The sequence below is a fragment of the Flavobacterium glycogeni genome (assembly GCF_048286775.1).
Taxonomy (GTDB): domain Bacteria; phylum Bacteroidota; class Bacteroidia; order Flavobacteriales; family Flavobacteriaceae; genus Flavobacterium.
In genome coordinates this window covers 132,094-145,094 of record NZ_JBLVPV010000007.1, presented here as the reverse complement: position 1 = coordinate 145,094, position 13,001 = coordinate 132,094, and the positions used below count along the sequence as shown (strand labels likewise).

General features: G+C 34.9%; 13 protein-coding genes. 9 read left to right on the top strand and 4 right to left on the bottom strand.

Annotation, left to right across the window (positions count from 1 at the left end; genetic code table 11):
* Positions 1-115: 115 nt before the first annotated feature.
* Positions 116-2,602 carry a DUF5686 and carboxypeptidase-like regulatory domain-containing protein gene (locus tag ACNQGX_RS08030; RefSeq protein WP_417975393.1) on the bottom strand — a complete coding sequence of 829 codons (2,487 nt, stop codon included), beginning with the start codon at positions 2,600-2,602 and terminating at the stop codon, positions 116-118.
* Positions 2,603-2,729: 127 nt separating this feature from the next.
* Positions 2,730-3,710 carry a pyruvate dehydrogenase complex E1 component subunit beta gene (locus tag ACNQGX_RS08025; protein ID WP_091204253.1) on the bottom strand — a complete coding sequence of 327 codons (981 nt, stop codon included), beginning with the start codon at positions 3,708-3,710 and terminating at the stop codon, positions 2,730-2,732.
* Between the two features lie 290 nt (positions 3,711-4,000).
* On the opposite strand from ACNQGX_RS08025, the gene ACNQGX_RS08020 reads away from it, so the two are divergent.
* The 5 genes from ACNQGX_RS08020 (at position 4,001) to ACNQGX_RS08000 (ending at position 8,829) form a co-directional block, all read left to right on the top strand.
* A complete protein-coding gene (locus ACNQGX_RS08020) occupies positions 4,001-4,747 on the top strand; it encodes an electron transfer flavoprotein subunit beta/FixA family protein (protein ID WP_131915479.1) in 747 nt (248 codons plus the stop codon).
* Positions 4,748-4,823: 76 nt separating this feature from the next.
* Positions 4,824-5,792, top strand: a complete 969-nt coding sequence (locus ACNQGX_RS08015) for an electron transfer flavoprotein subunit alpha/FixB family protein (RefSeq protein ID WP_417975392.1) — start codon at positions 4,824-4,826, stop codon at positions 5,790-5,792.
* A 147-nt stretch (positions 5,793-5,939) separates the two neighbouring features.
* The gene (locus tag ACNQGX_RS08010; protein WP_131915685.1) at positions 5,940-6,563 is read left to right on the top strand and encodes a bifunctional nuclease family protein; all 624 of its coding nucleotides are present in this window, start codon (positions 5,940-5,942) and stop codon (positions 6,561-6,563) included.
* A 126-nt stretch (positions 6,564-6,689) separates the two neighbouring features.
* The gene (locus ACNQGX_RS08005) at positions 6,690-7,973 is read left to right on the top strand and encodes a metal-dependent hydrolase family protein (protein ID WP_417975391.1); all 1,284 of its coding nucleotides are present in this window, start codon (positions 6,690-6,692) and stop codon (positions 7,971-7,973) included.
* A gap of 31 nt (positions 7,974-8,004) precedes the next feature.
* Complete coding sequence (locus ACNQGX_RS08000) at positions 8,005-8,829, top strand: thymidylate synthase (RefSeq protein WP_417951213.1); 825 nt, start codon at positions 8,005-8,007, stop codon at positions 8,827-8,829.
* A 25-nt stretch (positions 8,830-8,854) separates the two neighbouring features.
* Here the strand turns inward: ACNQGX_RS08000 and ACNQGX_RS07995 are convergent, their stop codons facing one another.
* Positions 8,855-9,151, bottom strand: coding sequence for an isoamylase early set domain-containing protein (locus ACNQGX_RS07995; RefSeq protein ID WP_131915483.1), 297 nt, complete (start codon positions 9,149-9,151; stop codon positions 8,855-8,857).
* A 239-nt stretch (positions 9,152-9,390) separates the two neighbouring features.
* On the opposite strand from ACNQGX_RS07995, the gene ACNQGX_RS07990 reads away from it, so the two are divergent.
* The 4 genes from ACNQGX_RS07990 to porT all read left to right on the top strand — a co-directional run bounded on the left by ACNQGX_RS07990 (position 9,391) and on the right by porT (position 12,242).
* Positions 9,391-9,723, top strand: coding sequence for a 2TM domain-containing protein (locus tag ACNQGX_RS07990; RefSeq protein ID WP_417975390.1), 333 nt, complete (start codon positions 9,391-9,393; stop codon positions 9,721-9,723).
* Between the two features lie 13 nt (positions 9,724-9,736).
* Entirely contained in the window at positions 9,737-10,219 is a 483-nt protein-coding gene (locus ACNQGX_RS07985) for a dihydrofolate reductase (RefSeq protein WP_417975389.1), read from the top strand.
* 585 nt (positions 10,220-10,804) lie between these two features.
* Positions 10,805-11,536 (top strand): bifunctional demethylmenaquinone methyltransferase/2-methoxy-6-polyprenyl-1,4-benzoquinol methylase UbiE, encoded by a 732-nt coding sequence (gene ubiE / locus ACNQGX_RS07980; RefSeq protein WP_417975388.1) that lies wholly within the window; start codon positions 10,805-10,807, stop codon positions 11,534-11,536.
* Between the two features lies 1 nt (position 11,537).
* Complete coding sequence (gene porT, locus ACNQGX_RS07975) at positions 11,538-12,242, top strand: type IX secretion/gliding motility protein PorT/SprT (RefSeq protein WP_417975387.1); 705 nt, start codon at positions 11,538-11,540, stop codon at positions 12,240-12,242.
* A 4-nt stretch (positions 12,243-12,246) separates the two neighbouring features.
* Here porT and ACNQGX_RS07970 read toward each other — a convergent pair whose 3' ends face one another.
* Positions 12,247-12,972 carry a TrmH family RNA methyltransferase gene (locus tag ACNQGX_RS07970; protein ID WP_417975386.1) on the bottom strand — a complete coding sequence of 242 codons (726 nt, stop codon included), beginning with the start codon at positions 12,970-12,972 and terminating at the stop codon, positions 12,247-12,249.
* Positions 12,973-13,001 lie beyond the last annotated feature (29 nt).

The window sequence follows — 13,001 nt, the reverse complement described above, 5'->3', positions numbered from 1 at the left end:
AACGGCATCCTTTTTATAAGGCGATTTTTCTTCGCCTTATAAAAAGATAAAGTGTACAGCTGGAAATAGCTCCAGATTCCTCCTATCGTCGGAATGGCGATTTGTTGTTTCTTTCTTAGAAATGAAATCCAAATGATCCTTTTATGGAAAAGCGTTGTGTATCCGGTGTATTCAAATAACTACCGCGCCAAGCGAAATCGATACGGAATACTTTGAAGATATTCCCGATTCCTGCGCTGTATTCCCAATACCCTTTTTCAGGCGCATTATAAATTAAACCCGATGCATTAATCGCTCTATTTTCATCAGAAATGGCTCCATAAACCCCTTTTATCGATACAATTTCTCTCCAATTGAGCTTACGCATAAACGGAATTCTGGAAAAAATTTTGCCATTGAAATTGTGATTCCATTGCAAAGTAACATATTCGTCGGATACAAATTCATAAAAATTAAGATTACTGAAAGTATTTTCTATCGTAAAATAGGTTTGGTTTCCAGGAATAACACTCAATAATCCCAAAGGAATTGTCCCGAAGGTTTTACCCACTTCCATAATAATATTGGTTCTTCCTAAAGGCCCGATAATTATAGGTTGTTTGTAATACAATTGCAATTTATCATATTTGAAATCGCTGTTCAACAACCCCTTAAAACCGTGGCTGTAGTTGACAAAAAATCGACTGAAATGGCTATCCACAATGTCTCTTTCCACACCGACCCCAATAGTTCTCCTCTTTGGTGAATATTCAACCTGAAAATTAACTTCTGATTGTTTTACCTCACTTTCTATAACCGAATTTGCTATATCCGTATAATAATCTAAACTAAACGTAGTAGAAGCAGACTCCAGCGTACGATAGGAAAATCCCGTTTGAAAAATTAAATTTTTAATGGGTTCTATCTCTACCGCAACTGTACTCAAATTGATATTGGTCAATTTCCCGTTGCTACCGGACGAAAACACTGAGGACGAAGCAAAACTTCTCCCCAAAATATCGTTAGTGGTCGTTAAGCTGGCACCTATTTGTTCAATATCACGTCTATTCCCTCCGGACAAAATGATTCGGTTTTTCTTGTCAACCATCCATTTTCCTGAAAGTCCATATTTGAATTTATTATCATCAAATCCATACGCTGTGTAGGCTTGAATACGCCAAGGATCGTTAGGCCCAAAATAGGTTCTTCCTCCTACTCGCAATCGCACTCCTTCCACTTCATTATACCCAAATGTGGAAAAAACTGGTCCGTAATCAAAATGACCAAATTGTACATAACCGCTGCCTAGGATGGAAACTAAATTATACAATTGCTTAAATTTACCTACGGTTTGCAAAGTATCCAGCATTTTATAAACGCCCAATTCATCCTTGCTTAGGTTTTCGAAGCGGTTTTCGTTCCAGTATTCATCGGATTTATTGTAGACTTCGTCATCCATATAATTGACCTCATCTTTATAAAAAGCTACTGGTTGCTCCTTGTTAAATTGATGATTTTTATAAAATGTGGTTCGTTTTCCATAAACTCCTTTGGAACTTTCTTTTTTGTTTAAAGCAAAATCAGACATTAAATAATCCTTCGTCAACAAGAAAACAGAATCATTGACTACCTCAAATTCCTGCTCTAAATAAATATCTTTTACCCAGTTGATATTGGCGCTTTTGGTAACCGCCATATTGATTTTCTTGATGGCAAACGTCGAATCATTCACCCAGAAATCCCCTTTGAAAGTCAATTCGTTTTTACGTCTTGGATAAAAAACAATATTATAACACCATTTTTTATCAATGTATGCACTGTCTTTCAACACATAATTGTAGACATCAATCCCAGTTTTAGATAACGGACTGGTAAAGCTTTTGTCAAAAAAAGTTAAGTAATTATTGTAGACATTATAATCGGAATACAAGTCTTTTACAAAAGACAAAATCTGTTGATTTCCATTAAACCCTGATGTTTTATTGGCTTTTATTTTCTCTTTTACTTTCTTTAATTTATTATCTCCATAAACATCATGGAGCGATTCATTTATAAAAATAGGCAAATAGGTTTTTCCGGTTACTCTGGAAGTATCCATTTGATCAAATATAAATTCCATCCCTTTGAAAAGTTTGTTTTTCATAAAAGCACTATCAATAGAATTCATGTCAAATTCTATTTTCTCATACTTTTCCATCTGGTATTGGTCAAATAAATGCAATCCGTTTTTGCGTTTTCTTTCCCAAATTTTTCTAAGAATGTCTAACGCAGGATTGTTCTTTTTCGACGTTTTTCCGGCAAAAACAACTACTTCGCTTAAGCTCTCGGCTTCGTTCAGCTGAATTTTGAAATTGTAGTTTACAGGCTTGTCTAAAATAATTTCCTTCTCAGAAAAACCTACTGAAGATATTACTAAAGTCGTGTATGTTTTTTGGGATTCGAGGTAAAACCGACCATCCTCATTGGTAACAATTCCTTCGCTGGAATCTTTGAAAACCACATTTGCAAAAGGAATAGGCTGATTCAATTTATCGACCACAATACCGCTCACTTTTGTTTGCGCAAAAACTGCGTTTGCTGAAACAAATAAAAAAAACAGGAGAAACAAGAGATTCTTTTTCATAATCATTCAAAAAAAAACTTCATCAAATAAATAAATAATTGATGAAGTTATAAGTTTAGCCCTTTTAGATTACTAGAATTTTTAGATTAAAATCTTACAATCTAAGAAGTCTAACAATCTAAAAGATCTATTTTTTATACATTACTTTTTTAACTGCTTTTACCACATCACCTGCATTTGGCAACCATTCTTTCAGCAATACTGGAGAGTACGGCGCTGGAGTATCCGCGGTTGTGATACGTTGAATAGGTGCATCCAAGAAATCAAAAGCGCGTTCTTGAACGATATATGTAATTTCAGAAGCTACACTTGCAAAAGGCCAAGCTTCCTCAAGAACTACCAATCTATTTGTTTTTTTAACCGATGTTAAAATCGTCTCATAATCCATAGGACGTACGGTTCTTAAATCGATAATTTCACAAGAAATTCCTTCTTTGGCTAATTCGTCAGCAGCAATATGAGCTTCTTTGATAATTTTTCCAAAAGAAACGATAGTTACATCAGTACCTTCACGTTTGATATCAGCAACTCCAAGTGGAATGGTATATTCACCATCTGGCACTTCCCCTTTATCACCATACATTTGTTCTGATTCCATGAAAATCACAGGATCATTATCACGAATAGCCGCTTTCAACAATCCTTTTGCATCATAAACCGTAGATGGAACTACCACTTTAAGACCCGGAGTGTTCGCAAACCAGTTTTCTAATGCTTGTGAGTGTGTCGCCCCTAATTGTCCTGCCGAAGCCGTTGGACCACGAAAAACGATTGGCACATTGAATTGCCCACCAGTCATCTGACGCATTTTGGCAGCATTATTTATAATTTGGTCAATCCCCACTAAACAGAAATTGAACGTCATGTATTCTACAATCGGTCTGCACCCGTTCATTGCTGATCCTACTGCAATACCAGTAAAACCAAGCTCTGCAATAGGAGTGTCAATAACCCTTTTCTCACCAAATTCAGCAAGCATTCCTTTAGATGCTTTATACGCACCATTATATTCTGCAACTTCTTCACCCATTAAGTAGATGGACTCATCGTGACGCATTTCTTCACTCATCGCTTCGCAAATGGCCTCTCTAAATTGTATCGTTCTCATATTATATGTTGTATGTGTCTAATTTTCGAAAAGCAAAAATAAATATTTTAAACCACTTAAAAGCATAAATTACTTTAAATTAATCAGGATTTATAGTGATATTTTTCAGGAGCTGTTTCCGGCTATCCGCTGTATCTTCCTGTGGCTAAAGGAGCCACAGGAAGGATGCCGCTACTATCCGGGCTACGAAATCGTAATAGTGTTCAAAAATATTATGCGTGCATAGTATATTATTCAAATTATTATTTTAAATTTGTCAAAGCTTTTTAGAAAAATCAAAATATATACTTATGAAAATATTAGTTTGCATCAGTCACGTTCCTGATACTACTTCAAAAATTAACTTTGTCAACGGTGATTCTGAATTTGACACAAATGGGGTACAATATGTAATCAATCCGAATGACGAATTTGGTTTGACACGTGCCATTTGGTTTCAAGAACAACAAGGCGCAACCGTTACTGTTGTGAATGTTGGAGGACCAGAAACCGAACCAACTTTAAGAAAAGCATTAGCCATTGGTGCCAACGAAGCTATTCGTGTAAACGCAAATCCTACTGACGGATTTTTCGTTGCCAAACAACTTGCCGAAGTGATTAAAAACGGAGGTTACGATGTAATTATCGCCGGAAAAGAATCTTTAGACTATAATGGCGGAATGGTTCCTGGAATGATTGCTGGAATCTTAGGATACAATTTCCTTAATTCTTGTACAAACCTGACTGTTGACGGGACAAGCGTAAAAGCAGTTCGTGAAATTGATGGTGGAAAAGAAACTGTTGCTACTACTCTACCATTAATCATTGGTGGACAAAAAGGATTAGTGGAAGAAAAAGACTTGCGTATTCCAAACATGAGAGGAATTATGACTGCAAGAACTAAAGCATTGACAATTCTGGAGCCAGTTGATGCCACTGTAAATACAAAAGCAGTGAAATTTGAAAAACCAGCTCCTAAATCAGCCGTGAAATTAATTTCTGCTGATAATTTAGATGAATTAATTAATCTATTGCACAACGAAGCTAAAGTAATCTAGTAATCCGTTTTCAGTCGCAGTTTTCAGTTTTCAAAATCTGGAATCTAAACTCTAAACTCTAAACTCATAAATCATTATGTCAATATTAATATATGCGGAATACGCAGAAGGAAAATTTAAAAAAGTAGCATTCGAATTGGCTTCTTACGCTAAAAAAGTAGCGGAAACTTTAGGGACTACCGTTACGGCGGTAACAGTAAATGCAGGAGATGTTTCGGAACTATCAAAATACGGAGTAGACAAAGTATTAAAAGTAAACAATGATAAATTATCAGGATTTACTGCAAAAGCATACGCTGACGTCATCAAACAAGCTGCTCAAAAAGAAAACGTAAAATTAGTTTTACTTTCATCAACTACAGATAGCATCTACCTTTCATCACTTGTGGCAGTAGCTTTAGAAGCTGGTTATGCATCAAATGTTGTAGGCTTACCAGTAAGTACCGCTCCATTTCAAGTAAAAAGAAATGCTTTTTCAAACAAAGCTTTCAACATCACTGAAATTACAACAGATGTAAAAGTTCTTGGGCTTGCTAAAAACTCTTATGGTGTTTTTGAAAATGCATCTACATTGACTCAAGAAGATTTTAACCCAACTATTGGAGACAATGATTTTGGCGTAAAAGTAGAATCAGTAGAAAAAGGTTCTGGAAAAGTTTCTATTGCTGATGCTGATATTGTAGTTTCGGCTGGCCGTGGACTAAAAGGTCCTGAAAACTGGGGAATGGTAGAAGAATTAGCAACAGTTCTTGGAGCTGCAACTGCTTGTTCTAAACCCGTTTCTGATTTAGGATGGAGACCTCATGGAGAACACGTAGGACAAACTGGAAAACCGGTTGCTACAAACCTTTATATTGCGATTGGAATTTCGGGAGCGATACAACATATTGCGGGAATCAACTCCTCTAAAGTTAAAGTCGTAATCAACAGCGATCCGGAAGCGCCATTCTTCAAAGTAGCGGATTACGGAGTTGTTGGAGATGCCTTTGAAATTGTACCAAAATTAATTGAGAAATTAAAAGCTTTCAAAGCACATAATTCCTAATCAACAGGAAATCATTAAATCGATTTAAATGCTACTTAAAAACAAGATATTTGTATCTTTGCTTTTAAGTAGCATTTTTTTTAACAAAAAATGAAACTTGATTTTCATCAAAAAATAAGTACGCTGTACTTACCCATTTTAACAATTATGAGCTTAGTTAAATTATCCATAAAAGGAATTTCATACAGTCAAACTCAAAACGGAGCGTATGCTTTGATATTGAATGAGGTTGATGGTGAGAGAAAATTACCCATTGTCATTGGTGCTTTTGAAGCCCAATCAATCGCTATTGCATTAGAAAAAGAAATAAAACCACCGCGTCCTCTGACGCATGACCTATTTAAAAATTTTGCAGAACGTTTTGATATTGTGGTAAAACAAGTCATTATTCACAAGTTAGTTGATGGTGTTTTTTATTCGAGTATTATTTGCGAAAGAGATAAAATAGAAGAAATTATTGACGCCAGAACCTCCGATGCAATTGCTTTAGCATTGCGTTTTAACGCTCCTATTTTCACCTACAAAAACATTCTGGACAAAGCTGGAATATACCTGAAAGCTAATCCCCTGGAGCCCAATAAAGACTCTCAAGAAATCGATGATGTGCTGTCTAATCCAGAAACTTTTGGACATGAAGAAGAAAGCAATCAATCCGGAGAAACGTATTCTAAGCATAGTTTACAGGAATTGAATGAATTGTTAGATCAGGCAGTTTCGCATGAAGATTACGAAAAAGCAGCAAAAATTAGAGACGAAATCTCGAAGAGATAACTTTAATTTTGATTTTCATTATTGCATTATTTGATACATAAACGATTAACCACATAAAAAATGCAGCAGAATTTAATGCTGCACTTTTTTATATATTTTTAGTAACATCTGTTATAAAACTAATCTATGAAAACAAAATTTGTCCTTATTGCCGTAACCTTATTTATTTCTACAATTGCATTTTCTCAAGACTATTATTTACACTGCGGAAAAATTCTAAATACCCAATCTGGTAAAGAGTTATCCAACCAAACCATAGTTGTTTCTAAAAACAAAATCACAAAAATACAAGATGGGTTTGTATCCAAATCCAAACCCGAAGACATTGAAATCGACCTGAAAAATAAATACATTTTACCAGGTCTTATCGATTTACACGTGCATATTGAAGGAGAACACGACACCAAAAGTTACATGTCAAAATATTTAGACAACGAGGCTGATATTGCATTTCAAGCGGTTCGTTGTGCAGAAACAACCCTTTTAGCCGGATTCACTACCGTACGTGATTTAGGAGGGACCGGAGTTAATATCTCCATAAGAAATGCCATTAATAAAGGAATCGTAAAAGGCCCAAGAATATATACCGCAGGAAAATCAATTGCCACAACAGGCGGTCATGCTGATCCAACGAACGGAAGCAATCGTAAACTTGTAGGCGATCCAGGTCCACATGAAGGCGTAATCAATTCTCCTGAAGAAGCTGTAAAAGCAGTAAGAGAGCGCTATAAAGAAGGAGCCGATGTTATTAAAATCACAGCTACTGGCGGTGTTTTAAGTGTGGCAAAAAGCGGCAAAAATCCTCAGTTTACTTTAGACGAAATCAAAGCTATTACAACAACTGCCAAGGATTATAATATGCTTACCGCAGCTCATGCCCACGGAGATGAAGGAATGCAACGAGCCATATTGGGCGGTATAAAAACTATTGAGCACGGCACCTTTATGAGTGAAGAGACAATGGAATTGATGAAAAAATACGATGCTTATTTAGTTCCTACCTTGACCGCTGGAAAAGAGGTAGAAAAAAATGCAGAAATTAATGGTTTTTATCCTGAAATCGTAGTTCCAAAGGCCAGAGAAGTTGGTCCGCAAATTAAAGCTACTTTTGCAAAAGCATACAAAAAAGGAGTCAAAATTGCTTTTGGAACCGATGCCGGAGTTTTTGCTCATGGTACAAATGCAAAAGAGTTTGGCTATATGGTTGAAGCCGGAATGCCTGCATTAGCCGCTATACAATCAGCAACAACAACGAATGCCATGTTATTAGGCATCGGAAATGAAGTAGGACAAATCAAAGAGAACTTCTTTGCAGACATTATTGCAGTTGATGAAAATCCTTTGAATACTATCAAAACGCTGGAAAAAGTCATGTTTGTAATGAAAGACGGAAAAATATACAAAAACTAAACTTGCTTACCGCAAATAGAATAAAGATACAATGAAGCAATATTTAGACTTAGTGCAACACGTGATGGAAAACGGTTGTCAAAAAGGAGATCGTACGGGAACAGGGACAAAAAGTGTATTTGGTTACCAAATGCGTTTTGATTTGAATGAAGGTTTCCCAATGGTTACCACTAAAAAACTACACCTGAAATCCATTATCTACGAATTGCTTTGGTTCTTAAAAGGCGATACAAATATTAAGTACCTTCAAGAAAATGGCGTTAAAATTTGGGATGCTTGGGCTGATGCCAATGGGGATTTAGGACCCGTTTATGGACACCAATGGCGCAATTGGAATAGTGAAGAAATTGATCAAATCTCAGAATTGATTAAAGAACTAAAAACCAATCCAAACAGTCGCAGAATGTTGGTTTCGGCATGGAATCCTTCGGTTCTTCCGGACACTACAAAATCATTTGACGAAAATGTAGCCAACAATAAAGCGGCTTTGCCTCCTTGTCATGCTTTCTTCCAGTTTTATGTTTCTGACGGCAAGTTATCGTGTCAGTTGTACCAGCGAAGTGCTGATATTTTCTTAGGTGTTCCTTTTAATATCGCTTCTTACGCTTTGCTCACCATGATGATTGCACAGGTTTGCGACTTGGAGCCAGGGGAATTCATTCACACTTTTGGCGACGCACACATTTACAACAATCATTTTGAACAACTCGAATTGCAATTGTCCCGTGAGCCAAAACCATTACCAAAAATGATTTTGAATCCCAATATAAAAGACATCTTCGCATTCGATTTTGAAGATTTCACGCTCGAAGGCTATGAACCACATGCCTTGATAAAAGGCAGTGTTGCGGTATAAAGTAATAAAAAAAACGGTGTTTTAGCTAAACTACTAAAACACCGTTTTCATTTCCGGCAAACTCATTCCACTTAAAAGAATCGGCTTCCGGCTCATTGACAAATGTTCCGTCAATTACGTATTTAAATTCGTAGGCCGCATCTTTGTTTACATCGAAAACCCCTTTGAAAGTACCATTTTTTAATTTGCTCAAAGCACCTTCAGCAACATTCCAATTGTTGAAATCGCCAACAACAGAAGCATGACTTGCTTCTTTTGCTTCAACTGAAAAGGTAACTTTACAAACTGGTTTTGTCTTAACAAATTGTTTCTTGATTGCCATAACTATTTCATTTATAGATTTATAAAACAAAGAAAGCAAAAGAATTTGAACGTACAATGAACGTAACGAAGATTTAATACAATGTGGCAAACCATGTTAATTTATGACCAATTTCTTAATTTTAAGCCTGTTAAATTTAACATTCAAGAAAGAGAAAACGTTTTCTCGTTAAATTAATGTAGAAGCAAAATAGTGACTTTCCAAAATAAATTTTACCTTTATAAACTAAATTTTGATCAATGGAAAAAGAACTACACGAACAGTATGAATATGCAAGAAGAAGAATTAAGCAAAAAAAAAGATTGTATTTTCATTTTGTCCTTTTCGTTTTAGGAAGTTTGCTTTTATTTATCGCTAATAAGTTTTTCGAAATTGCCGTAGATTCCCACTGGTCCATTTGGATTATCACCATATGGTTGTTCCTCTTTATTTTACATTTTATAAAAATTTTCATCACGGATCGTTTTATGAATAAAAATTGGGAAAGGGAACAAATAGACCGCCTTGTAGCTTTACAACAAAAAAAACTGGATCAATTACAAACACAGGCTAACAACGACGACCTTAAATAATAGTACATCAATTATGATAATAATGATTGCGGCCGTTGCCGAAAATAATGCTCTAGGTAAAAACAACGAACTGGTTTGGCATTTACCAAATGATTTCAAAAGATTTAAATCCCTTACATCCGGACATCATATTATAATGGGCAGAAAAACATTTGAAAGTTTTCCAAAACCATTACCTAACAGAACCCACATCATAATCACAAGACAAAAAGAGTATCAAGCCGAAGGTTGCATCATCGTTGATAGTATGGACAAAGCATTAGCCATTTGTCCCAAAAACGAAGACACATTTATAATTGGTGGTGGCGAAATTTATACCTTAGGCCTCCCTTTTACTGACAAAATAGAAATAACACGTGTTCATCACAACTTTGAAGGCGATGCTCATTTCCCTGAAATTAATGACGATGAATGGGAAATAATAGTTTCAGAATTTAATGAGAAGGACGAAAAACACCTCTACAATTATTCGTATCAGACATTCATTAGAAAATAAAACAAAAAAACATCCTTTTTACGGGATGTTTTTTTTTTAACCATTGATCAAAGAGACGACCTACTCTTGAAAGAGTATTTGATAACATAAAATAAAAATTACAAATAGTAGTAATGCTCCAGAAATGAAGATTATAACATTTGATGTTTTTTGAGAATACATCTCAAAAAAGCCTTTAATACCAAATACCACGAAGGTACTAAAGACGAAAAAAATTAAAATTTCCAAAAACAAATTTAATCCTAAGAACGTATGTTGCGCTTTAACTACAATACAGTTTTGTAAAACAGTATTTTCAAAACAGCTAACAAGAACAAATGAGATAAAAAACGCTAAAATTACCCACTTGATTTGGTTGGTCGATTCTCTTTTAATCATTTAATATGGTTATTTTCTTGAATAACAAATTTGTACAATAAAATCATTAGTTACAATACCCACTTTTAGTGATATTTCAAATAAAATAAATTCTAGTTTTTTTACTTAAATGAATGTGTTTGAAAAACCAAAAATAAAACTTGATTCTAATTTTGAAACTCATTTTAAGTTCATCAAGTTTGTATTATATTTGTACAAACTAAAAAAATGTCAGAAAAAATAACACCCTATAAAGATTCAGCGCTAGGCAAAAAAGAACAAGTTGCAAAAATGTTTGACACCATTTCTGGAAATTATGACAATCTGAATCGTGTCATTTCTTTCGGCATTGATATAAAATGGCGTAAAAAAGTGCTGCAAATAGTTGCGAAATCAAATCCGAAGATCATTCTGGATATCGCAACCGGAACTGGTGATTTGGCCATTTTGATGGCACAAACAAATGCTGAAAAAATCATCGGGTTAGATATATCAGCAGGAATGCTCGAAGTAGGCGTAAAAAAAATTGCTTCAAAAAATCTTTCTAATACTATCGAAATGATTTTGGGTGACTCCGAAAATATGCCTTTTGAAGACAACTATTTTGATGCAATAACCGTTGCTTTTGGAGTCCGTAATTTTGACGATTTAGAAAAAGGCTTGACTGAAATTCTAAGAGTTTTAAAACCTAACGGTGTATTTGTAATTTTAGAAACTTCGGTGCCGGACAAAACGCCTTACAGACAAGGATATAATTTTTACACAAAAAATATTCTTCCACTAATAGGCAAAGTCTTCTCTAAAGACGATGTTGCGTATGGTTATTTATCTGAATCGGCAGCTGCATTCCCTTATGGCGAAGTATTAAACAATATTTTGAGAAAAATTGGGTTTATAGATGTTGTAGCTTTACCACAAACTTTTGGCGTAGCTACCATTTACTCAGCTTCTAAAAAATAACATGAGAAAAATAATTGTCTTACTATTTTTTGCTTTTATTCTAAAAGGATACGCTCAAAAGTCTAAAAATATTTTTAGCAGAGATCCTATTATTAATTTGGAAAATTTTCAAAAAAAGAGAATGTATTATGGGTTTTATTTAGGGTTTAACTCGTATGATTTCAAAATAGATTACAAAACGGTAGGACCCGATATTCTTATAAAAAGAACCACTGGATTTAATGTGGGTATCGTTGCTGATTTGAAACTTCAGGAATACATTGACCTGCGATTTGAGCCGGGTCTTTATTATACAAGAAGAGATTTACATTATCCTAATTTCACAAACAGTGGAGATGCGCTGAGAGAAGTGAACAGCACCTACATCCATTTTCCATTATTAGTGAAATTTTCCTCCCTTAGAACAGGAAATATTCGCCCCTATTTAGTAGGAGGCGTATCTGCAACTTTAAACTTATCCAGCAATTCTAAACTAATTGATGACAACTTAGAACAACGTTTTAGAGTAAAGGCATGGACCACTAATTATGAATTGGGTTTTGGAATTGATCTTTTTTCAGAATATTTTATATTCTCCCCTTCCATCAGAGGTGTTTTTGGAATGAATGACGAATTAATTAGAGATAAAGACCCAAACAGTCCTTGGACAAGCAATATAGAATCTTTGAAAACCAGAGCGGTTTTCATCAATTTTACTTTCCATTAAAAACTTATCCTCTACAAAACTCGCTTAATACTATAGCGGTAGCGGTGGCTACATTGAGACTTTCTGTTTTTTGAAGATCCCCAAAACGAGGAATTGTGAGTCTGTTTGTGGCTAAACTTTCAAGTGCTGCCGAAACGCCATTAGCCTCATTACCCATAATAATAATGCCTTCTTTAGGCAAAACCGATTTATAAATATTCTCTCCATCCATAAAAGTACCAAAAACGGGTAATTTTGTTTGTGTAATAAAAGCATTAAGATCAATATAATTCACGTTGACCCTGGCTATAGAACCCATAGTTGCCTGAACGACCTTTGGATTATAAATATCAACTGTTTCCTTTGAACACAACAACTGCTTAACACCAAACCAATCACACAAACGCAATATGGTTCCTAAATTTCCCGGATCACGAATAGCATCAAGCGCTACAATCAAACCTGTTTCAATAATTGGTTTTTCCAAGGGCATTTTAAAGACCGCCAAACAGGAATTGGGAGTCGACAATACAGTAATTTTTTTCAAATCATTTTCTTGAATGATTGTTTTTTTAGCTACAGGAACTTCCTCAAAATCATTTTGGGTAGTATACAAATGTTCCAGCTCAAAATTAGACTCCAGTAGTTCATGAATCCCTTTTAGGCCTTCGGCAAAAAATAATTTATTGGCAATTCTATATTTTTTTTGCTGCAAACTCGTTATAAGCTTTATTTGGTTTTTACTAACCATAAAATAATGTACTTTTGAATTAAATATTT